The sequence below is a fragment of the Rhizobium changzhiense genome (assembly GCF_013087625.1).
GTDB lineage: Bacteria > Pseudomonadota > Alphaproteobacteria > Rhizobiales > Rhizobiaceae > Rhizobium > Rhizobium sophorae.
Genome location: NZ_JABFCQ010000001.1, coordinates 850296 through 870676 on the forward strand (window position 1 = coordinate 850296; position 20381 = coordinate 870676).

Below are 20381 nucleotides of genomic sequence, written 5' to 3' on the forward strand. Positions count from 1 at the left end.
TTACGGATACATCCGCACCTTGTCCCATACGCCTTCCGGTGACGGGCGGCGGAATTCGACCCGGTCATGCAGGCGGAATTTCTGGTCCTTCCAGAACTCGATCGAGGTCGGCCGGATACGGAAGCCCGACCAATGGGCCGGGCGCGGAATCTCGCCGAGGGCATAGCGCGCGGTATATTCGGCCACGGCCTTTTCCAGCGCGAAACGGCTTTCGAGCGGACGGGATTGCCTGGAGGCCCAGGCGCCGATGCGGCTGCCGCGCGCCCGCGTCTTGAAATAGGCGTCCGCTTCGGCATCGGTGACGATCTCGACGGGGCCGCGCAATCTCACCTGACGACGCAGGCTTTTCCAGTGAAAGCACATGGCCGCCTTTTTCTGGCCCAAAATTTCGCGGCCTTTCTGGCTCTCGAAATTGGTGTAAAAGACGAAACCGTCATCGTCGAATCCCTTCAGGAGAACCATGCGGACATTGGGAAGACCATCCTCATCGACCGTTGCCAGCGCCACTGCATTGGGGTCATTGGGTTCGGAAGCCTCGGCTTCTTTCAGCCATTCGGCAAAGAGCTTGAAGGGCTCGCCACTTTCGGTAAAGTCACCGCTTGTTAACTCGTTTGCCGACATATTGGTTCAAATGCCCCGGATTATTCAAAACTCGCCCAGCTTTTGATAACTGGACAGGATGCAGGGTGGAAGTCATAGCAAAGTCATCTCGCCATACAAAGGGCCTGCGGCGACGCAGCCGCGCGTTCTTCCTCATCGGCGTCGCGATGTTGTCGCTGTCCGGCTGCGTCGGCGGCGGCATGGATTTCCTCAGTGAAGCCAAGGTCGACCGTTCGGTGGCCACCGGCACAGTGCCGCAGACGCCGCCGAGCACCGACACGCTTTCCGACGAAATGACCGTGCGCAACGCCGTGACCTCGGCCGATGTGCAAAGGCTCGAGGGGCAGCCGCTTCCCTGGGCGAACGCATCGACCGGCAGTGCCGGCGTCATCGATACGATCGTCGAGAATAACGAGTCCGGCCAGGTCTGCCGCCAGTTCCGCACGACCCGGCATTCCTATGTCGGCATCGCCAAATTCTACGGCAAGACCTGCCTCGTCGGCGGCGGCAACTGGCAGCTCTTAAGCTTCCAGCCGGAAAGCTGATCCGGCGGGAAAGCTGATCCGGCTCCTGCACAACTCTTTAAAATGCTGCAGCGTCACCTTCGCGTCCGAAAAGACGCGCAGCGCTGTCGCCAACAGGTTAACGCGCGACCGCTTTCTGCCGAATGCTTAGCAAAGAGCTAACCATTTACCGCGAAACACGCCACATCTCTGCACAGAAATAACAGGTGATTAGCAACTCCGTCGCAGGATCGGCGTTGAGAGTGGCTTTTCCTGCCTTTGCGGCGGGTGACGCCACACAGGTTTTATTGGACGGGGATGCCGGGCAAGGACGAGGCTTGCCGCATCGCAACACCGGCGGTTTTGACATGCGCGATCCTTACAAAATTCTGGGCGTCAAGCGCGACGCGGCAGCAGACGAGATCAAGGCGGCTTGGCGCAACATGGCCAAGGCTGCCCATCCCGACCACAATCAGGACGACCCGACGGCGACGGCCCGGTTCGCCGAGATCGGCCGCGCCTATGAAACCCTGAAGGACCCGCGCAAACGCAGCCTGTTCGATAATGCCGTGCGGATGGCCGAAGCCAAGAAGCACGAACAGACGATCATGCAGCAGCGCCAGGCCGCCCGCGAGGCGGCCGTGCGCGCCAAGGCGGCGCAGGCCAATGCCGAGCGCGTGATGGAAGAGCTGGCGCGCGCCGCCCAGAAGGCTGCCGCCGACGGTTCCAGGCAACAAGCAGGCGCTACCGAGGGCGCCGACGAGATGGTGGATCGCATTTTCGGCGCCCAGGCGCGCGCGGCCGGCGGCGGGCAGGCGCAGGGTCGCGCCCAACAGGCGCAATATCAGCAGGCACAAAACGCCCAGGGCGATGCCGGCAGGCGCATGGATGGCGATGCCGCCGAGGCCGACAACAAGGGCGACGAGGAAACGAGCGAAGCTGGGGCAAATGCCGCCGCCAACCTGTCGCTGCCGCTCAGCATCCTGACAAACCTGGTGCGCCGTTTCACCGGCGCCAAGGATACCGGCCTCGAAAAAGCACCGGATGAGGTGACGACGGCGACGGTCACGATCGACGACGTGTTGAAGAGCGGCTGGATCACAGCGTCGCTGCCGGAGGGCCGCGAAATCGGCTTCGCCTTGCCGGCAGGCACGACCGATGGTCACGAGATCAGGCTCAAGGGACAGGGCTTCAAGCTGCCTGGCATGCAGCGCGGCGACGCCGTCATCAATATTCGCATCGCACCCGATCCGCGCTTTACGGTCGACGGTTTCGATCTGCACGCCGTGCTGCCGCTCAGCATCGAAAATGCCGTGCTCGGCACCGAGGCGCGTATCGAGGGACCGAGCGGGCCGCTGAACGTGACGATCCCCGCATGGTCCGGCTCGGACAAGACGATTAGAATTCCCGGCCAGGGATTGCCCCGCGAAGAGGGCGGCAGAGGCGATCTGGTCGTCGAATTGCGCATTATCCTGTGGGAAAAACCCGACGATAAAATCACCGATCTCATGCGGAGCATGCGCGAAGGCCTGTTCCTATGAAATTTTTATGACATTCGCACCCTTTATTACGATGCCTAACAGTTGATGATCCCGGCCAAGCTTGAACCGATTAACGGCCTATGCCATAGGCAGGATCGATCAGAATCCTAGGGAGCGAAATATGGCTCAAGCATCCGGCCTCATGGCAGGCAAACGCGGCGTCATCATGGGTGTCGCCAACAATCGTTCGATTGCGTGGGGTATTGCCAAGGCCATTCATGCGCAGGGTGGAGAAGTCGCGTTCACCTATCAGGGCGATGCGCTGAAGAAGCGGGTCGAGCCGCTCGCCGCCGAAATCGGCGCGACGCTCGTCGGCCACTGTGACGTCGCCGACGAAGCCACCATCGACGAGGTTTTCGAAAACGTCGAAAAGCTCTGGGGCAAGATCGATTTCCTCGTGCATGCGATCGGCTTTTCCGACAAGGACGAGCTGACCGGCCGCTACGTCGATACCTCGGCCGACAATTTCACCAAGACGATGCAGATCTCCGTCTATTCCTTCACCTCGGTCGCACGCCGCGCCGAGAAGCTGATGACGGATGGCGGCGCCATGCTGACGCTGACCTATTACGGCGCCGAAAAGGTGATGCCGAACTATAACGTCATGGGTGTCGCCAAGGCCGCGCTCGAAGCGAGCGTCAAGTACCTCGCCGTCGACCTTGGACCGCAGAACATCCGCGTCAACGCCATCTCGGCCGGACCGATCAAGACGCTTGCCGCCTCCGGCATCGGCGATTTCCGCTATATTCTGAAGTGGAACGAATATAACGCGCCACTGCGCCGCACCGTCACCATCGAGGAAGTCGGCGATGTCGGCCTCTACCTCCTGTCGGACCTGTCGCGCTCCGTCACCGGCGAAGTGCACCATGCCGACAGCGGTTATCATGTCATCGGCATGAAGGCGGTCGACGCGCCCGACATTTCGGTCGTCAAGGACTGATTTCTCCATAGGGATGCGAGACCGTGCTTATCTACGTGATCAGACACGGCCAGACCGACTGGAATGCGGAGCGCCGTCTGCAGGGTCAGAAGGATATTCCGATGAATGCCACGGGCCTGGAACAGGCCCGGCAGAACGGCATCGCGCTGGCGGAGATTCTCGGCGATAGAACCGACGAATTCGATTTCGTCGCAAGCCCGCTCGGGCGCACGCGCGCGACGATGGAAATCATGCGCGCTGCCATGGGCCTGCCGCCGCTTGCCTATCGCACCGATCCGAGATTGGTGGAAATTTCCTTCGGCGACTGGGAAGGCTCGACGATCAAGGAGCTGAAGGCGACGCAGCGCGAGCGGGTGGCGGAACGCAACGCCTCGAAATGGGATTTCATCCCGCCCGGCGATGACGCGGAAAGCTACGAAATCCTCTCCTGGCGCACCGGCTCATGGCTGAACTCTGTCGATCGTCCGACGGTCTGCGTGACCCATGGCGGCGTCATCCGCACGCTTTTCCAGACGATTGCCGACCTGCCGAAGAGCAGTGCCGCCGAAGGCGCGATCCCGCAGGACCGAATAGCCAGGATCGATACCGCAGAGCGGACGATTGCCTGGCTGTAGGCATTGCCAAGCCCGCCCCTTCTCCGCTGCCTATTTAACGATATCGAGATCGTTGATGACACGCTTGCCGTCGACCTCGGTATAGAAGACGATCACCTTCACGCCGGCTTCGAGGCCGTCGAAATTGAATTCCTCGGGCGCCTGATAGGTTTTGCCGTCATCGAGCGTCAGCACGAGATTGGCCGTGTCGACCTTCTTGATCGTCGCCTCGACATCGGCACTCTCGGCAAAACCGCTCATCGGGGACAGGAAGCTGGCTGTTGCCAAAAGCGTGGCGACGACGAAACGCATGGCGACAATCCTTCTAAGACGCTGCACGAGAACATGACTGGCCACAGATAAGCTCCTGAATATGGCGAAAATTGCCCGTAAGAATGGCTTTTCCCGCCCAATTGATGAATAGGATTTTAAATATAATCAAGATGGTGCGTTAGCCCGCGGTTTTTCCCTTCCCACAATCTTTCGGCATCGCCGGCGGGCAATCGTAAATTAACCCGCGCGCCCTACAGTTGCTCGTCAACATGGGGGTTCATTTTGTTATCCAGGCTCAGCGACAGCAAGCAGTTGCGGCGCGTGTTGAAGAATAGCCGCGTCTCGTTTCTGGTTTCGTCGCTTGTCGCCCTCGTCGTCATCATGGTCGGCTTCGGGCTCGACCAGGCCAATACTGCGTCTTATGTACGCGAACTTCATATCCGCACCGAAAACGAGACGAACCTGATCCGCGCCCGCGTCATGGCCGAGATCAATATGGACCTCAGCGTCGTGCGCGACCTCACGAACCTGATCTCCGTCAGCGCGGCAAATGAAGAGGAGATGGAGCGCCAGATCAACTGGCTGCTGATCCAGAACCCGTCTTTCATTCATATCGCCGTCGCGCCTGATTTCATCATCCGCGACATCCACCCACCGCAATCCGGCAATGAGCGGATCGGCCGCGACGTGCGCGAGGCTCTCTTCTTTCGCCAGGCGATAAACGGCGCGGCCGGCGTCCAGTCGGCTCGCTTCTACGGCCCGATCAGCATCGACGGCCGGGATGCCTTTGCCATCTTCTTCCCGGTTTACGTCAAGGAGAATGGCCAACGGCGGATCTGGGGGGCGGTCGAAGTCGCCATCGACCAGACGATGTTCTACCAGGCGACCGGGCTGATGCCGGCACGCGACCGCGAAAACCAGGAGCGCTATCCGCATCTCGGCCATCTTTCGATCGCCATCCGCGATATCGGCTCGCCGACCGTCGCCAAAGCTCCTCCCCCGGCGCCGTTCTTCGGGTCGTCGGATATCGACGGCAAGGATCCGATGCGCCAGAAGATCGGTTTTGCCGGCGGCAAGTGGGAGCTTGCCGCTGTCCCGAACAGCGGCTGGAACGCGATACCCGAAAACCGCACCGAGCTGCGCCTGATCATCGTTGCCGCCGGCTTCATCATCATCGTGCCGATCTTCTTCGCTACCCTTCTGCTCGGCGAGCGCAATCGCAACATCACCGCGCTGGAGACGCGCGAGGCGAAACTGCTGGAATTGTCGCAGCGGCTCAATCTGGCGCTGGAATCCTCGAATATCGGCATCTGGGAGCTGCAGGATGATTCGAGCAGCCTGCTCTGGGACGCACGCGCCGCGGCCCTGCACGGCAAGCCGGCGCAGGAAGGCAGCCGGGCGCTCGACGAATGGCTGGCGGCGGTCCTGCCTGAGGATCGTGAAACCGCCGAAGGGCATTTCTTCAGCTGCAGCATCGCCGGCGCCGCCTGCACGGCGCAGTACCGCATCCTGCTTGGCGACGGCGGCATCCGGCACCTGCGCTCGGTCGGCGCCTTCTATACGGATGCCGGCGGCGTCGGCAAGACGATCGGCATCGTCTGGGACGTGACCGCCGATGCGGTGACCACCGACACGCTACGCAAGGCCAAGGATATGAGCGAGGTCAAGAATGCCGAGCTGGAGCTGGCGCTTGAAGAGCTGTCGAGCCGCGAGGGGCAGCTCGCCGAGCTTTCCAGCCGGCTCGACCTGGCGCTCGATTCCTATCAGTGCGGGATATGGGAAGCGCGGCCCGGCCGAGGCGGCTCGATCTGGAACGAGCGGATGCACGAACTCTATGGCCTTGCGCCGCGCAACGGCTTCATGACCGAGGAGATCTGGCTTGGCTGCATCCACCCCGAGGATCGGGCCCTGGCACTCGAAAGCGCCCGCTACTTCAGGCGGAACGGCGATACGCACACCCTCGTCTGCCGGGTGATCGTCGACGACGGCTCGGTACGTTATGTCCGCTCGGTCGGAAAGGTCCACCAGACGGGGACCGGCGAGATGAAGATCATGGGCATCGCCTTCGATGCCACCGAAGACGTGCTGATGACGATCCGGCTGAAGGCGGCCAAGGACGAGGCGGTCGCCAAGAATATCGAGCTCGAACTTGCCAAGAACAGGATCGAGCACAATTCGCTGCACGACCCGCTGACCGCACTCGCCAACCGCCGCAAGCTCGATATCGCACTGGAAAGTCTGACCCATGACGGCCGTCAGCAACGGCAGAAATTCTCGATCCTGCACATCGATCTCGACCGCTTCAAGGACATCAACGACACGCTCGGCCATGCCGCTGGCGATGCGATGCTGGTGCATGCCTCGAAGGTGCTGGCCAAGAATGTCCGCGGCAGCGATATCGTCGCGCGCATTGGCGGCGACGAATTCGTCATCCTCGCTCTCGACGTCGGCGACAAGGAGATGGCGCAGCTTTCGACGCGGATCATCGAGGAGATGCGCCAGCCGATCGATTTCCAGGGCTTCTCCTGCCGCTGCGGCGTATCGATCGGTATCGCGCTCGCCAACGGCATCCATGTCGATGCGCGCAAGGTGCTGATCAATGCCGATATCGCGCTCTATCGCGCCAAAAGCATGGGCCGCAATCGCTTCGAATTCTTCAATCACAATTTCCAGGCCGATATCATCAACACCAAGCGCACCGCCGACGAGATCCTCGCCGGCATCGACAATGGCGAATTCACCGCCTGGTATCAGCCGCAATTCTGCGCCCGGACGATGGAGCTGACCGGTGTCGAGGCGCTGGTGCGCTGGAAACATCCGTCCAAGGGATTGCTCACCCCCGACAAGTTCCTGCGCATCGCCGACGAGATCAATGTCGTGCAGATGCTCGACCGGATCGTCCTGGAAACGGCGCTGCATGACAAGATGCGCTGGACGGCGCGCGGCATTGCCGTGCCCAAGGTCTCGGTCAATGTTTCGGCGCGGCGGCTGCATGACGGCAGCCTGCTGGAATCGCTCGCCGACCTGCATATCCGTCCCGGCGAGATCTCCTTCGAACTGGTGGAGTCGATCTTCCTCGACGAGAGCGAGGACGTCGTCTCGCAGAATCTCGAGCGCATCAAGGCGCTCGGCATCGATATCGAGATCGACGATTTCGGCACCGGCCATACCTCCATCGTCAGCCTGTTGAAGCTGAAGCCGAAGCGGCTGAAGATCGATCGCCAGCTGGTGCAGCCGATCGTCAACGCCTCGCAGGAGCGGGCGCTGGTCAGCTCGATCATCGAGATCGCCCGCTCGCTCGGCGTCGAGACGGTGGCCGAAGGGGTGGAGACGGCAGCGCATGCCGCACTGCTGCGCGATCTCGGCTGCGACATCCTGCAGGGTTATGCCTTCTCGCGGCCGCTTTCCTTCGACGATTTCACCGCGGAAGCGACCGGAACGGGGTGGCGGCTGGCGTCCTGATCGCTGCCTGCCGATTGCCCTCCCCTGAGCTGTGGCCTGTCCGTGCAGAGAGGATAGCGCCAAGATGCGCCGTCCATCCTCCGGGAAAGACAGAAACAGCATTTCCGCCGCTGCCGGTTTGACGCAAAGAAAGGCTTTTGCCTCGGCGGTTTTTTGGCCTATGAGTGTCGCGCCTTTTCAAGCAATGGCGCGGCCGGCGGCGACCGGCCCTGGCGCGCCGCCGTGGGAACATATGTCGCACAATACATTCGGTCACCTTTTCCGCGTAACCACCTGGGGCGAAAGCCATGGGCCGGCGCTCGGCTGCGTCGTCGACGGCTGCCCTCCGGGGCTCAGCTTCAAGCTCGAGGACCTGCAGGTCTGGCTCGACAAGCGCAAACCCGGGCAATCCCGCTTCGTGACGCAGCGGCGCGAGGACGATCTGGTGAAGGTACTGTCCGGCGTCATGCTCGACGCCGACGGCGAGACGATGACGACCACCGGCACGCCGATCTCCATGCTGATCGAAAACACCGACCAGCGCTCCAAGGATTACGGCGAGATCGCCAAGCAATACCGCCCCGGCCATGCCGATTACACCTATGACCTCAAATACGGCATTCGCGACTATCGCGGCGGCGGCCGCTCTTCGGCGCGCGAGACTGCCGCCCGCGTTGCCGCCGGCGGCATCGCCCGCCTTGTCGTGCCAGGCGTCACCGTCCGCGGCGCGCTGGTGCAGATCGGCAAGCACAAGATCGACCGCCGCAATTGGGACTGGGGCCAGGTCGGACAGAACCCGTTCTTCTCGCCCGATGCCGCGATCGTCCCGGTCTGGGAGGAATATCTCGACGGCATCCGCAAGAACGGCTCCTCGATCGGCGCGGTCATCGAAGTGATCGCCGAAGGTGTGCCGGCCGGCCTCGGTGCGCCGATCTATGCCAAGCTCGACCAGGAGATCGCCTCACTGCTGATGTCGATCAATGCGGTCAAGGGCGTCGAGATCGGCAATGGTTTTGCCGCCGCCGAAACCTCAGGCGAAGACAATGCCGACGAGATGCGCATGGGCAATGACGGCACGCCGATCTTCCTTTCCAACAATGCCGGCGGTATTCTCGGCGGCATCTCCACCGGGCAGCCGGTGGTGGCGCGTTTCGCCGTCAAGCCGACCTCGTCGATCCTGACCGAACGCCAGTCGATCGATGCGGAGGGCAAAAATGTCGATATCCGCACCAAGGGCCGGCACGACCCCTGCGTCGGCATCCGCGCCGTGCCGATCGGCGAGGCGATGGTCGCCTGCGCCATCGCCGACCATTATCTTCGCGACCGCGGCCAGACCGGCCGTCTGAAATAGGAGCGCTCGCCCATGTCTTATGACCAGAAGCGCGTCGTCGACGCCATCCGGGCCTTCGAGGCCGGCGAGATCGTCGTCGTCATGGACGACAATGACCGCGAGAACGAAGGCGACCTGATCGTCGCCGCCGTGCATTGCACGCCGGAGAAGATGGCCTTCATCGTGCGCCACACCTCCGGCATCGTTTGCGCGCCGATGCCGAAGGAAGAGGCCAAGCGCCTCAACCTCAACGCCATGGTGGCGGAAAACGATTCGGCCCATACGACGGCCTTCACCGTCTCGGTCGATTTCAAACACGGCACGACAACCGGCATCTCGGCCGACGACCGGACGCTGACGGTGCGCAACCTCGCCAATCCGAATGTCGGCGCTTCCGATTTCGTCCGTCCCGGCCACATCTTCCCGCTGGTATCCCGCGAAGGCGGGGTGCTGATGCGCTCCGGCCATACGGAAGCGGCCGTCGACCTCTGCAAGCTCGCCGGCCTGCCGCCGATCGGCGTCATCTCCGAGCTCGTCAACGACGACGGCACGGTGACGCGCGGGCCGCAGGTGGTCGACTTTGCCGGACAGCACGGGCTGAAGCTTGTCTCCGTCGCCGACCTCATCGCCTATCGCCAGCGCAAGGAGACGCTGATCGAACTCGGCACCAGCTTCGACATCGAGACACCGTTCGGCAAGGCCAAGGCCCATACCTATTCCCTGCCCTGGGACCCGATGCAGCATCTCGCCGTCGTCTTCGGCGACATCCGCGACGGCGTCGACATCCCGGTGCGCCTGCATCCGGAGAATGTCGCCGAGGATCTCTTCGGCAAGAACAGCCCGGTCGATTTCTACATGCAGAAGATTGCCGAGCAGGGCCGCGGCGTCATTGTCTATCTGCGCGAGGGCTCGGTCGGCGTTGGCCATACCGACAATGGCCGCAAGGCCCGCAACCAGGGCCGCGAGGCCCACGCCGAAGCTCAGACGCGCGACAGCGAATGGCTGGAAATCGGCCTCGGTGCGCAGATCCTCAAGGATCTCGGCGTCAGCTCCATCAAGCTGCTCACCAGCCGCGAGCGGCACTATGTCGGCCTGGAAGGTTTCGGCATCAAGATCAGCACGACGGAGATCTGCTAGCTCCCTCTTCTCCCCAGCGGGGAGAAGGTGGCCCGAAGGGTCGGATGAGGGGGCCGCACGGCACACCATTCATTGCCCTTCACTCGCGCTCAGCGCATTCGCGGCTGTGCCGCTCACCCCCTCATCTGCCTGCCGGCATCTTCTCCCCACTGGGGAGAAGCGGAGTCGTGGCAACTTCTCGGTCCCTTTCTTCTCGGTAGGAGAAAGACATATCGGCCGAAGTTCGGCTACCCTCTCCACCCCTCCAGAAACACGACGTTCTCCACACCCGCAAACCGCGCAACCCGCTCCAACTCCGCTTCCAACCTTTCCAGTCGCCCGACCGACGGCTTGACGCCCGGTTCCAGCCAGAGCCGTTTGACGTCGAGCGTCGACTTCTTCCGATCCGCCTTCATGTCGATGCGGCCGATCAGCCGGTCGCCTTCGAGGAGCGGGAAGACGTAATAGCCGTATTCGCGCTTCGGCTCGGGCACGAAGACTTCGATGCGGTAGAAGAAGCCGAACAAGCGTTCGGTGCGGTTGCGGTCGCGAATCATCGGGTCGAAAGGGCTGAGCACGCGGATGCGGGGCGGCGCGCCGGGGTAAGTGTCGAGGGTCGAGAGGAAATCGGCAAAAGCCCAGGATGGGCGCGCCTTGCCGCCGAGCGCCGGTTCGATCAGCACTTCGGTCAGCTCGTCGCGATGGGCAGCCACCCAGGCCTTGGCCTCATCGGGCGAGACCAGGTTCCAGAAGGCCGATATCTCACCATGGGTGGCGAAGCCGAGGCGGGCAAGCGCGCTGCGGCAGGCCCAGTCGACGAATTCCTCGCGGCTCACCTCCGGCTCGCGGAATTCGGCCGGGATGACCCGTTCCGCCAGATCATAGATCTTCTGGAAGTTCGAGCGGCCGGCGATGGCGAACTTGCCGGTGTGCCAGAAATATTCGAGCGCCGTCTTGTTCGGATGCCAGTTCCACCAACCGCCGGAAACGTGGCCGTCGGCCTTGATGTCGCGCGCCAGGATCGCGCCGTCGCGCTCAACGCGTTCATAGGTCTCTGCGAACGCCGCCTCGAAGCCCTCGCCGCGCCATTTGCGCCAGCGCTCGACGATCACCTTCTCCTGATGGCGGAACTTGTGCTTCCAATAGACGAAAAAGGCGCTCGGCAGGATCGAGGCGTCATGTGTCCAGTGCTCGAACAGGGCGCCATCCTTTTCGAGCAGCGCGGTCAGATGCTCGCGTCGATAGGTCTGGTTGCGGGAAAACAGGATCTGATGATGCGCCCGCTCCACCGTCTGGATGCTGTCCACCTGGACGAAACCCAGTTCATGGATGAGCTGCAGCAGGCCGGCCTTGGTCAAGGCGCGGTTCGGCGGAGCGCTGAGGCCCTGTTTGGCAAGAAAGACACGGCGGGCGTCGGAATTGGAAAGCAGATTCGTCATGGCCACATCATAATCCGGAAAATCTTCCTAGCCACCCGATATCGACAAGGAGATTTGCTCTTTCATCAGCCCGATGTCCCCGTATAGAAGCATTGCTATCCGGTTGGCGCCAATAGCTGCGGCTGCCCCTCACCCTAACCCTCTCCCCGCCTGCGGGGAGAGGGGACGTCGCAAACGCAGCGTCGAGGTTGAGAGAGACGGTGCGGCATATCCCTTCTCCCCGCGAGCGGGGAGAAGGTGCCGGCAGGCGGATGAGGGGCCGGCATCGGCAATCTCCTCCGATGAAAAATGCGAGGGATTGGTTTGGATATTCGTTTCGAAGGCGCCGGGGTCAGTTTCGGGGCACGGGTGGCGCTGCAGCCGCTGACGCTTGGCATCAGTGGAAAACGTATCGGCGTCATCGGGCTGAACGGCTCGGGCAAGACGACTTTCGCGCGGCTGATCAACGGGTTGACCAAACCGTCGGTCGGGCGCGTCACCGTCAACGGCCGCGACACGAGCTATGAGAAGACTGCGGTGGCCGATGTCGGCTTCATCTTCCAGTCGCCGCAGAACCAGATCATCCTGCCGATCGTCAAAGACGACATCGCCTTCGGGCTGAAGCGGCGCGGCTTCAGCAAGGCGGAGATCGAGGCGAAGGTCGAGGGCGTGCTGGCCCGCTTCGGCGCTGAGGCGCTGGCCGATCGGCGCGCGCACGAGCTTTCCGGCGGCGAGCTGCAGGTGGCCGCCCTCTGCTCGGTGCTGGCAACGGGGCCAGGTATTCTGATCCTCGACGAGCCGACCAATCAGCTCGACCTCAAGAACAGGGCGCTGGTCGAAGGGATTATCGCCGGGCTGCCGGAAAGCGCCATCATCATCACGCATGATCTGGAACTGATCGCCGATTTCGAGCGGGTACTGCTGTTTCATGAAGGGCGGCTTGCCGCCGACGCGCCGGCTGCCGAAGCGATCGCCCGTTACAAGGAGATCGCCGCCTGATGCAGTCGCTCTATGTCGAAGGCAACAGCGTGATGCACCGGCTCTCGCCGCGGCTAAAACTGTTGTCGCTGACGGCCTTCGGCATCCTCCTGTTCATCAGCGATAACCTGGTGCTGCTGTCGAGCGCCGTGCTGCTGACGGCGGTTCTCTATCGCCTGGTCGGCCTGCCGCTTGCCGATGCGCTCAGGCGGTTGCGGCCGATCTTCCTGACGATTGCGGTCGTCGCGCTCTTCAACCTGATCTTCAATCCCTGGCAGGAGGCGCTGGTACCGCTGCTGCGGCTGACGGCGCTGATGCTGCTCGCCGCCACCGTGACGGCGACGACCTCGATCACCGAGTTCATCGACGAGGTAACGTCGCTTGCCCGCCCGCTCGAACGCATAGGCTGGGTGCAGGCCGACGATATCGGCCTGGCGCTTGGGCTGGTGCTGCGTTTCGTACCTGAGATCGTCGGCCGTTATCAGGCGATTCGCGAGGCGCACAGGGCGCGCGGGCTGAAGGTCCGGCCGATAACGCTGCTTGCGCCGCTGATCATCCTGACCCTTAAGGATGCGGATAATATCGCCGCGGCGATTGACGCGCGCGGCATTCGGCGGCATGTGAGTTAACGTTCTATAAACACGGAATTCATGATGAGCACTCGCGACCTCGTTCTTACCGCCCTCTTTGCCGCGATCATCGTGGCGCTCGGCCTGCTGCCGCCGATCTCGCTCGGCTTCATCCCGGTGCCGATCACCGCCCAATCCCTCGGCGTCATGATGGCCGGCGTCGTGCTCGGCGCCCGGCGCGGCGCGATTGCCGTGCTGATCGTGCTGGTGCTGGTGGCGATCGGCCTGCCGGTGCTTTCCGGCGGCCGCGGTGGGCTTGCGATCTTCGCGTCGCCAACGGCCGGCTTCCTGATCGGCTGGATCTTTGCCGCCTTCGTCACCGGCTACCTCAGCGAACGCCTGGTCAACCATCAGCAATCCGCGCTGGTGCAGACGGTGAGCTTCTTCCTCGCCGCCATGGCCGGCGGCATCGTCGTGCTCTACGCCTTCGGCATCGCCTATCTCGCCACCGTCGCCGGCCTCGGCTTCACAAAAGCCTTTGTCGGCTCTATGGCCTTCATTCCCGGCGATGTGATCAAGGCTTTCGTCGCAGCCCTGCTCGGCCGCGCCGTCATGGTCGGCTATCCCCTGCTGCCGGCGCGCGCCTGACGCAGAGGTCGATCTTGTCCGGCGAATACCCCAACGGCCCCGTCGAGGGCCGTTGGGCTTAAAGACATAGAGTCCTTCACCAGGCGTCGCTTCCGGTCGACATGAATGCGGGAACTTCCAAAGCTTCTTTTCATTTGTCGCAACGAACATCCGTGAAGGAGAAACCATGCCAGGCGACCGGCAGGAGGAGATGGCCGCCTGGTTCCGGTCGCTGGAGCCCGTCCAGCCAAAGGACATGGTCGGCCTTTGGAGCGGCGTCGGCATTCCGTCGGGTCATCCACTGGACGGCGTGCTCGAGAATCTCAACTGGTTTGGCAAGCGCTTCCATTCCGACATGCGGGCGGACGCCCTGCTCTTCAACTGGAGACCGGGTCGGCTCGTGGCGCTCGAGCCAAGTTTCTTACCCATTGGGCTGGCGATCAAGATAGCGCCCTTTGGCCGGACGTTCGTCGCCCGCGGTTGGTTCTCATACCTGCAGAAGGTGCTTCGCGCGAGAGGCACGACAGCTTCGTTGCGGCTTCAGGCTCTCGACGGCGTCGAAACGGCGGCGATGGTTTACGACAAACAGCCGATTGTCGACTACTTCCGGAGGATTGACGATGACGGGATTGCCGGGATGATGTGCGTGCACGACGACCCCCGGCGATTCTTCTTCCAACTCCGGAAAGTGATGGATTGAGGCATGTCGCAATCGGCCGGGCGGCCGCCTTCTGGAATACCGTGTCACCCGACCATCAAACCCTTTGCCTCCCCGATCTTTCCTCAATCCAAGACAGGCGGAACATGCTATGAAAGCGGGGAAGAGGACGAGATGACCGTCATCGATCGAAATCATGTTCAAGTCCGGGGCGACGGCCAGCGTGCGATGATCTTTTCGCATGGATTCGGGTGCGACCAGAATATGTGGCGCTTCGTGGCGCCGGCTTTTGAAGACGACTTCAAAACGGTGCTGTTCGATCATGTCGGCGCCGGACGATCCGATCTCGCGGCTTATGATGCCCAGAAGTATTCGTCATTGGCAGGTTATGCCGATGACCTCGTGGAAATCTGCCGCGCGCTCGGCCTGACGCAAACGGTCTTCGTCGGGCACTCCGTCAGCGCAATGATCGGCGTTGTCGCATCGCTGAAGACGCCGGAGCTGTTTGAAAGCCTGATCCTTGTCGGGCCGTCGCCGCGCTATATCAACGACGGTGACTATGTCGGTGGGTTCAGCGGGGCTGACATAGACGAACTGCTGACGTCGTTGGACGACAACCATATGGGGTGGTCTGCCGCCATGGCGCCCGTCATCATGGGCAATCCCGATCGACCGGAACTCAGCGAAGAGCTGACAAATAGTTTCTGCCGCACCGATCCGGAGATCGCCAAGGCGTTCGCACGGGTGACATTCACGTCGGACAATCGCAGCGACCTTCCGCGCGTCACCGCCAGAACGCTGATCCTTCAATGCCGCGATGATATCATCGCCTCCGAAGAGGTCGGCGAGTTCGTCCATCAGCAGGTCCCAAACAGTCAATTGGTGGTGCTGAACGCGAGTGGCCACTGCCCTAACCTCAGCGCTCCCGACGAGGTCATATCTGCAATCCGGCGGTTCGTCCGATGACCGGTGCCGATACGCAAATCTCCACGCCGGCTGAGGACCTCGAGGACCTATACGAAAACGCGCCATGCGGCTATCTTTCGCTGCAGCCGGACGGGCGCATCGTCAAGGTCAACAGAACGCTGTCGACCTGGATCGGCATCCCTGCCGATCAGCTCCTCGGCAAACGCCTTCACGACCTGCTCAACACGTCGGGCCGTATATTCTACGAGACCCATTTTGCGCCTTTGCTGCGCATGCAAGGGTTTTTCAACGAGGTTGCCCTCGATCTTGTCGCAGTGGACGGCAGAAAGCTGCCTGTGCTCGCCAATGCCATGGAAAGACGGGCCGAAGACGGCGCCCTGCTTTTCACCCGCGTGACGATGTTCCAGGCTGCCGAGCGTCGCCGCTATGAACGGGAGCTGGTCGACGCGCGCGCCGCCGCCGATGCTGCCGGCGCCATCGTCAAATCCCAGCTCGAGCTCGAACAGGAAACCGCCGAGCTGCGGGAACAGTTCATTGCCGTCCTCGGCCACGACCTGCGCAACCCGCTTGCCTCGATTGCAGCCGCGGCGCGCATGCTGCGAAAAGAGAAGCAGACCGATCGCGCGATTAAAGTTCTCGACCTGATGCAGGGCAGCGTCGTTCGCATGTCCGCCCTGATTGACAACGTCCTCGACTTCGCGCGCGGACGATTGGGCGGCGGCATCACGCTCGAGAGGCGGGCGGAGCATCTCGAGCCGCTCTTGCGGCAGGTCATCGAAGAACTCCGCTTCAGTCATCTCGACCGCGCAATTGAGGTGACGATCGAATTCGACGGGCCGATAAACTGCGACAGCGGCCGGATCGGCCAACTGGTGTCCAATCTTCTGGGAAATGCCCTGACCCATGGGACGCCGGACGAACCGGTGCGGCTATCGGCGGCAACTGTCGACGGAAAACTGGAGCTTTGGATCGCCAACGGCGGCGCTCCGATTTCCAGCGACGCGATGACACGGCTTTTTCAGCCTTTCTTCAGAGGCGAAGCCGGCACAGGTCAAAGAGGATTGGGGCTGGGTCTGCACATTGCTTCGGAAATCGCCCGCGCCCATGGTGGGACGATCATGGCCAGTTCCGATGACAAGGAGACGCGCTTCACCTTTGTGATGCCTTTGGATTGAACCGGACCGCTCAGTTGCACCGGTATGGGCGACTATCGGGTGGATTGCCGTCACGGCACAGCCAGGAATCCGAGCAACAAAAAACCGCCTTGAGGCGGTCGGGCATTCTATCGATTTCAGTTTGATTTAGTCTCCTCCTCCACCATCTCCGCCACCGCCGTCACAGTCGCCTGAAGCGTCGAACCAGCCTCCACCTCCATCGCCGGAGCTTCCTGAACTGCCCGACCTGCGCTTGGTGTTTGCGGTGGTCCGGGCGGTCCCGGTGATCAGGGCAAACAGGCCAAAGCCTGCGATGAGCATGGTAGTCATAAGAAATATACTCAATCAGTCTCCTTCGTTTGTTTCAGGAAATCTTGTTTCCTGATTAAAATAGTAGATTATTTTCCCACTCCCGAAAATAGCCTGAATATGAAACTTTCATGACATTCTGAATCACGTCAAAACTCTGCGCTGCCTAGGTTGCAGCGCAGAGAATTTCGGGCTGCCTTCTTCAAGCCGCCGCTCGATGCGGAAAGAGGACGGCTTGCGGAGCGGCTTTGACTCCAGCCACGATCAAGGGGTCCCGATAGAGGCGAGGAGACGCTATTCCAAGCCTCGAATGCAGCTTTGCGGCCGCGCTCGGCAGGAACGGCAGGAGGCAGCGGGCAATGATCGCAAGGCCATAGGCCTGCTCGGCCAGGCAAGCGCCGAGACGCGCGGCGGTCGCCCTCCGATCTTCGGGCGTGAGATCGGCAAGCAGGGCTTTTGCATCCGCCCACGGCGCGCGTTGTGTAAACCGCCTGTTCGCCTCGCCGATAAACGCAAAAATATCAGCGAGGCCGACATGGAGCTCGTAGGCATCGAAGGCTTCAGCCACCTTCCCCGGAAGGCGGGCAGCCTCGTCTACGAACGCGCTGTCCGGCACGGGCGGGACGATGCCGTCGAATGACGTGGAGAGAAGCGCAAGCACCCGGTTGGCGAGATTTCCGAGCTGCCCCGCGAGCTCGCCCGACCACGCGGCGTCGAGACGTTCGGCGGAGAAGTCGCCATCATCTCCCGAGCGTATATGCCGGAGCAGGTAATATCGCAGCGCATCGGGCGTTTCATAGGATTGGATGATGCGTTCCGGATCGATGCCGTTGCCGGCCGACTTGCCGATCTTCCGGCCGTCCACCGTGACGTAGCCGTGCACCAGGATCGAGGATGGCGGCGGCGGGCCTGCGGATAACAGGATGGCCGGCCAGTAGACGGCGTGGAACTTGGAGATGCCCTTGCCGACGACGTGGATGCGTTGGCCGCCGTTCCAATAGCGCTGCAAGAGGGTTTCATCGGAGCCGTGGCCGAGACCTGTGAGATAGTTCGCCAAGGCATCGAACCAGACGTAGACGACCTCATCCCCATCGGGGACGGGAACACCCCAGCCTCGCGCCCGTTCCGAACTGCGCGACACGCTGATGTCGGTCAGGCCACGCCGCAGCAGGGCAAGGACCTCGTTGCGCCGATGAGCCGGGACGATCCGAAGCTCGCCCGTCTCGACGAGCTCGAGGAGCCGGTCGCCGTAACGGGAGAGTCGGAAGAACCAGTTCTCTTCACGGATGGTCTCAAGGGCAAGCCCATGTTCCGGGCAGCGCCCATCATCGAGTTCTGACGGCTCGTAGAATAGCTCGCAGCCGACGCAATAGAGACCCTCATATGCCTTACGATAGAGGTCGCCATTTTCAGCGCAGGCCCTCCACAAGGCGTGGACGCAGGCGATATGTCTTGGATCGCGGGACGTGCGGACGAATTCCTCGTTGGAGATATCGAGCAGCCCGCCAAGGCGCTCGAACCTGTCGGCGTTGGCATTGACGAAATCCTTGACCGGCACCCCCGCGGCTTCCGCCGAACGGACATTCTTCAGGCTGTTGTCGTCGGTTCCGCACTGGAACCTGACGTCGTGGCCGAGGAGCCGGAAATGGCGGGCATAAGCGTCGGCCTGGACGAGTTCGAGGGCGAAGCCCACATGCGGCGCGGCGTTCACATAGGGGATCGAGGTGGTGATGTAGATCTTGTTCATCGGTGTTTCCTTTCGAAGGCTGTTGTTGCCCGCGAGACGGATCGACCCATGAAAAGACCGCCTCGAGGGCGGTCTCTGGTGCATTATGGACGCACGAAACCCGCCACGCTATGAGCGCGGCATCATCATCACGACAGTGCTGATCACGGTGTTGTCCATGCAAGTTTCCTAGCATCAAGAGCCGTTTCGAACAAGCGCGCTCGTTGCCAGCCCGTCACACCAGCCCGGGCACGACGAACACCAACCAGGCGACGATCGGGCCAATGATCGCGATCAGGGCGCTGTAGATCAGCAACTGTCGCAGCACCTGCTCACGGCTGTCATCCGGTGCATTGGCGACGACGAGCGCGCCATTGGTGGAGAATGGGCTGGTATCGACGATCGTCGTCGAGATCGCGATCGCCGCGACCACACCGATGGCGCTGACGTGTCCCTGCAGGAGGAACGGAACGGCGAGCGGGATGATCGCGCCGAGCAGCGCGGTCGAGGAGGCAAAGGCCGAGACAATGGCGCCGGTAAAGCAAAGCAGGAGTGCTACCAACAGCGGCATGCCGAGACTGGATATGCCGTTCGCCACGTAGTCGACAGTCCCGGCCTTCTCCATGACGCCGACATAGGTGATGATGCCGGCAATCAGCAGCACGGTCGACCAGCTGACCTTGTCGATTGCCGCCTTCTGGGTCTTCGGTGACAGCAGCGCCAGCGCGACCGCCACGGTCATGGCGACGAGGCCGACATTGAACTTGAAAACCAGGGCGCCGATGCCGAGCGCCGTCAGGCCGATCAAGGTGGTAATTCTCTCATTGTTCAGGCGCAATGTCGTCGCGGTATCGGCCGCCGTGCCATAGGCATGCTCCCTGATCGGTTTTGCCGGCGTGCCGCCGTGACCTCTGATCGACTCCGATACGCCCTCGGGATGGATTTCGGGCAAGGGGCCAATCGATGCGGCGTCCTGCTTCATCACTTTTGCGCCGCCGAAAATGAAGAAGACCAGCACCGCAATCGCCAGGTTGAAAAAGAAACTGGAGAGAAACAGCGAGGTCGGAGCGAAAGGCAGGCCGGCCTTCTCAACGATCTGGTTGGTGATTCCGCCATAGATGCTGATCGGCGAAAATCCGCCCGCCTGCGCGCCGTGGATCACCATCAGACCCATCATCACCGGGTGAATGCGGTATTGCACGGCAAAGCTCAACGCCACGGGTGCGAGAATGGCGACCGCGGCAGGCCCAAGGGCACCGAAACCGGTAATGATGGCGGCGACCAGGAACATCACCCAGGGAATCAAGCCGATCCGACCGCGCACCAGGCGGACGGCACATTCAACGAGCCAGTCGATCGTGCCGTTGATCTGCGCTATGGCGAAGAGGTAGGTGACGGCGACGAGCGTCAGGAATAGATCACTCGGAAAGCCGGCGAAAATGTCGCTGGTTTTCATCCCGATGATCATCGAGCCGAGTACGAAGGCACCGGCAAACGCCAGCGCACCCATGTTGATTGGCTGGATCGTCGCAATGATGAACATGGCGACCAGCAGGCCTATGGCCAGTAATTCAATACCCATGATTCCCCTCCCTCCGACGCCTCCAGCGCCGTAGTTGTTGTGTTCAAGATCGATGCGGGATGTCGACGCACCCTCCTCCCAGAGGGCGCAGCCGCC

18 protein-coding genes are annotated in these 20381 nt (G+C 61.9%); 13 read left to right on the forward strand and 5 right to left on the reverse strand.

The window, feature by feature from the left end; translation table 11 throughout:
• Positions 1–621 carry a pyridoxamine 5'-phosphate oxidase gene (gene pdxH, locus G9X68_RS04360; RefSeq protein WP_171601414.1) on the reverse strand — a complete coding sequence of 207 codons (621 nt, stop codon included), beginning with the start codon at positions 619–621 and terminating at the stop codon, positions 1–3.
• A gap of 65 nt (positions 622–686) precedes the next feature.
• Here pdxH and G9X68_RS04365 point away from each other — a divergent pair, with 65 nt between their 5' ends.
• The 4 genes from G9X68_RS04365 to G9X68_RS04380 all read left to right on the forward strand — a co-directional run bounded on the left by G9X68_RS04365 (position 687) and on the right by G9X68_RS04380 (position 4198).
• Positions 687–1145, forward strand: coding sequence for an RT0821/Lpp0805 family surface protein (locus G9X68_RS04365; RefSeq protein ID WP_171601415.1), 459 nt, complete (start codon positions 687–689; stop codon positions 1143–1145).
• A gap of 296 nt (positions 1146–1441) precedes the next feature.
• Positions 1442–2644 carry a J domain-containing protein gene (locus tag G9X68_RS04370; protein WP_171601416.1) on the forward strand — a complete coding sequence of 401 codons (1203 nt, stop codon included), beginning with the start codon at positions 1442–1444 and terminating at the stop codon, positions 2642–2644.
• A gap of 121 nt (positions 2645–2765) precedes the next feature.
• On the forward strand, positions 2766–3584 hold the full coding sequence (gene fabI / locus G9X68_RS04375) for an enoyl-ACP reductase FabI (RefSeq protein ID WP_168310995.1): 819 nt from the start codon (positions 2766–2768) through the stop codon (positions 3582–3584).
• Between the two features lie 23 nt (positions 3585–3607).
• On the forward strand, positions 3608–4198 hold the full coding sequence (locus tag G9X68_RS04380) for a histidine phosphatase family protein (protein WP_168310996.1): 591 nt from the start codon (positions 3608–3610) through the stop codon (positions 4196–4198).
• A 30-nt stretch (positions 4199–4228) separates the two neighbouring features.
• On the opposite strand, the gene G9X68_RS04385 is transcribed toward G9X68_RS04380, so the two are convergent.
• Positions 4229–4489, reverse strand: coding sequence for a DUF1344 domain-containing protein (locus G9X68_RS04385; RefSeq protein ID WP_003569889.1), 261 nt, complete (start codon positions 4487–4489; stop codon positions 4229–4231).
• A 243-nt stretch (positions 4490–4732) separates the two neighbouring features.
• Between G9X68_RS04385 and G9X68_RS04390 the strand changes: the two genes are divergently transcribed.
• From G9X68_RS04390 to ribB, 3 genes are all read left to right on the forward strand, one after another.
• The gene (locus G9X68_RS04390) at positions 4733–7912 is read left to right on the forward strand and encodes a bifunctional diguanylate cyclase/phosphodiesterase (RefSeq protein WP_171601417.1); all 3180 of its coding nucleotides are present in this window, start codon (positions 4733–4735) and stop codon (positions 7910–7912) included.
• A 232-nt stretch (positions 7913–8144) separates the two neighbouring features.
• On the forward strand, positions 8145–9242 hold the full coding sequence (aroC, locus tag G9X68_RS04395; protein ID WP_171601418.1) for a chorismate synthase: 1098 nt from the start codon (positions 8145–8147) through the stop codon (positions 9240–9242).
• Positions 9243–9254: 12 nt separating this feature from the next.
• Positions 9255–10358: a 3,4-dihydroxy-2-butanone-4-phosphate synthase gene (ribB, locus tag G9X68_RS04400; RefSeq protein ID WP_171601419.1), complete on the forward strand. Its 1104-nt coding sequence runs from the start codon at positions 9255–9257 to the stop codon at positions 10356–10358.
• Between the two features lie 227 nt (positions 10359–10585).
• Here ribB and G9X68_RS04405 read toward each other — a convergent pair whose 3' ends face one another.
• Positions 10586–11776, reverse strand: coding sequence for a winged helix-turn-helix domain-containing protein (locus G9X68_RS04405; protein ID WP_171601420.1), 1191 nt, complete (start codon positions 11774–11776; stop codon positions 10586–10588).
• 303 nt (positions 11777–12079) lie between these two features.
• Here G9X68_RS04405 and G9X68_RS04410 point away from each other — a divergent pair, with 303 nt between their 5' ends.
• The 6 genes from G9X68_RS04410 (at position 12080) to G9X68_RS04435 (ending at position 16689) form a co-directional block, all read left to right on the forward strand.
• A complete protein-coding gene (locus G9X68_RS04410; protein WP_171601421.1) occupies positions 12080–12754 on the forward strand; it encodes an energy-coupling factor ABC transporter ATP-binding protein in 675 nt (224 codons plus the stop codon).
• Positions 12754–13362 carry an energy-coupling factor transporter transmembrane component T family protein gene (locus G9X68_RS04415; protein ID WP_168315525.1) on the forward strand — a complete coding sequence of 203 codons (609 nt, stop codon included), beginning with the start codon at positions 12754–12756 and terminating at the stop codon, positions 13360–13362. Before G9X68_RS04410 ends, G9X68_RS04415 begins: the two co-directional genes overlap by 1 nt.
• 24 nt (positions 13363–13386) lie before the next feature.
• Positions 13387–13950, forward strand: coding sequence for a biotin transporter BioY (locus tag G9X68_RS04420; RefSeq protein ID WP_168311058.1), 564 nt, complete (start codon positions 13387–13389; stop codon positions 13948–13950).
• 166 nt (positions 13951–14116) lie between these two features.
• Positions 14117–14629: a GXWXG domain-containing protein gene (locus G9X68_RS04425; protein WP_171601422.1), complete on the forward strand. Its 513-nt coding sequence runs from the start codon at positions 14117–14119 to the stop codon at positions 14627–14629.
• 132 nt (positions 14630–14761) lie between these two features.
• Complete coding sequence (locus G9X68_RS04430; RefSeq protein WP_171601423.1) at positions 14762–15553, forward strand: alpha/beta fold hydrolase; 792 nt, start codon at positions 14762–14764, stop codon at positions 15551–15553.
• Positions 15550–16689 carry a PAS domain-containing sensor histidine kinase gene (locus G9X68_RS04435; protein ID WP_171601424.1) on the forward strand — a complete coding sequence of 380 codons (1140 nt, stop codon included), beginning with the start codon at positions 15550–15552 and terminating at the stop codon, positions 16687–16689. The genes G9X68_RS04430 and G9X68_RS04435 overlap by 4 nt, the downstream gene beginning before the upstream one ends.
• A gap of 490 nt (positions 16690–17179) precedes the next feature.
• Here G9X68_RS04435 and G9X68_RS04440 read toward each other — a convergent pair whose 3' ends face one another.
• Together G9X68_RS04440 and G9X68_RS04445 are read right to left on the reverse strand one after the other, a co-directional pair.
• Positions 17180–18724: a methionine--tRNA ligase gene (locus G9X68_RS04440; RefSeq protein WP_171601425.1), complete on the reverse strand. Its 1545-nt coding sequence runs from the start codon at positions 18722–18724 to the stop codon at positions 17180–17182.
• Between the two features lie 214 nt (positions 18725–18938).
• A complete protein-coding gene (locus G9X68_RS04445) occupies positions 18939–20285 on the reverse strand; it encodes an SLC13 family permease (protein ID WP_171601426.1) in 1347 nt (448 codons plus the stop codon).
• Positions 20286–20381 lie beyond the last annotated feature (96 nt).

Bases quoted from the DNA above. Each gene is read 5' to 3' on its own strand.
- pdxH (WP_171601414.1), bottom strand. From the start codon at position 621: ATGTCGGCAAACGAGTTAACAAGCGGTGACTTTACCGAAAGTGGCGAG.
- fabI (WP_168310995.1), top strand. From the start codon at position 2,766: ATGGCTCAAGCATCCGGCCTCATGGCAGGCAAACGCGGCGTCATCATG.
- G9X68_RS04385 (WP_003569889.1), bottom strand. From the start codon at position 4,489: ATGCGTTTCGTCGTCGCCACGCTTTTGGCAACAGCCAGCTTCCTGTCC.
- aroC (WP_171601418.1), top strand. From the start codon at position 8,145: ATGTCGCACAATACATTCGGTCACCTTTTCCGCGTAACCACCTGGGGC.
- ribB (WP_171601419.1), top strand. From the start codon at position 9,255: ATGTCTTATGACCAGAAGCGCGTCGTCGACGCCATCCGGGCCTTCGAG.
- G9X68_RS04405 (WP_171601420.1), bottom strand. From the start codon at position 11,776: ATGACGAATCTGCTTTCCAATTCCGACGCCCGCCGTGTCTTTCTTGCC.
- G9X68_RS04415 (WP_168315525.1), top strand. From the start codon at position 12,754: ATGCAGTCGCTCTATGTCGAAGGCAACAGCGTGATGCACCGGCTCTCG.
- G9X68_RS04420 (WP_168311058.1), top strand. From the start codon at position 13,387: ATGAGCACTCGCGACCTCGTTCTTACCGCCCTCTTTGCCGCGATCATC.
- G9X68_RS04425 (WP_171601422.1), top strand. From the start codon at position 14,117: ATGCCAGGCGACCGGCAGGAGGAGATGGCCGCCTGGTTCCGGTCGCTG.
- G9X68_RS04430 (WP_171601423.1), top strand. From the start codon at position 14,762: ATGACCGTCATCGATCGAAATCATGTTCAAGTCCGGGGCGACGGCCAG.
- G9X68_RS04435 (WP_171601424.1), top strand. From the start codon at position 15,550: ATGACCGGTGCCGATACGCAAATCTCCACGCCGGCTGAGGACCTCGAG.
- G9X68_RS04440 (WP_171601425.1), bottom strand. From the start codon at position 18,724: ATGAACAAGATCTACATCACCACCTCGATCCCCTATGTGAACGCCGCG.
- G9X68_RS04445 (WP_171601426.1), bottom strand. From the start codon at position 20,285: ATGGGTATTGAATTACTGGCCATAGGCCTGCTGGTCGCCATGTTCATC.